1 protein-coding gene is annotated in these 630 nt (G+C 55.4%); it reads left to right on the top strand.

Annotated elements, in window-relative coordinates; genetic code table 11:
• The coding region (locus J0A65_RS25090; protein ID WP_206596945.1) for a hypothetical protein at window positions 1-280 on the top strand (280 nt) is incomplete at its 5' end.
• Window positions 281-630 lie beyond the last annotated feature (350 nt).

The following is a 630-nucleotide window of genomic DNA, read 5'->3' on the forward strand; positions in this document are numbered from 1 at the left end:
TAAGGCCATCCAAGACGTATCCCGTAAGCACCTAGCCTCGCGTCCTGAGGTGCAGCGCTATCTAGCAGAGATCAAGAGCCTGTATGGCAGCGCTGATGTGGAAGTGAAGGTAAATGAACTCAGAGCCCAGCTTCTGGAAAATACCTCTCTTAGCTATGCCAACAGAGACCTTGCACTCAAGGTGTCGATAATCAACTGGATACGCGGCATTAGCATCGGCGTTCTTTGTTATTTGCTGGCGTGTATAGCCTGCACCGGTGCATCAGCGCGTAAGAGTTGAAACTGCAGGTTATCCCTGAGTCGGCGGGTACATCCTGGCCAGGGGCTTACGACGAGCGGCAAACTCAGCCTCTACATCGTCATTGGAACGACCACGACTAGTCTTTAGCGATGCCCTGGCAGCGGTAACAAGAATTCATCATGCTGCCTGGCCTTGCGCTGCTGTTGAACGAAGTCACGCATGATGCCCCTTCGATATGGCTATGGGGTGATGATGCCGAGAAAGCGCCGGTGATCGCTAGCGGGTCCGAGCCTGATGGCATCCGGCAGGTGATCCGGCGTCAGGTGCGTATAGCGCAGGGCCATGGCCGGGGTGGTGTGGCCCAGGATCTTCTGCAGGGTCAGGATTTT

The sequence above is a fragment of the Bowmanella yangjiangensis genome (assembly GCF_017255015.1).
Classification (GTDB): Bacteria; Pseudomonadota; Gammaproteobacteria; order Enterobacterales; family Alteromonadaceae; genus Bowmanella; species Bowmanella yangjiangensis.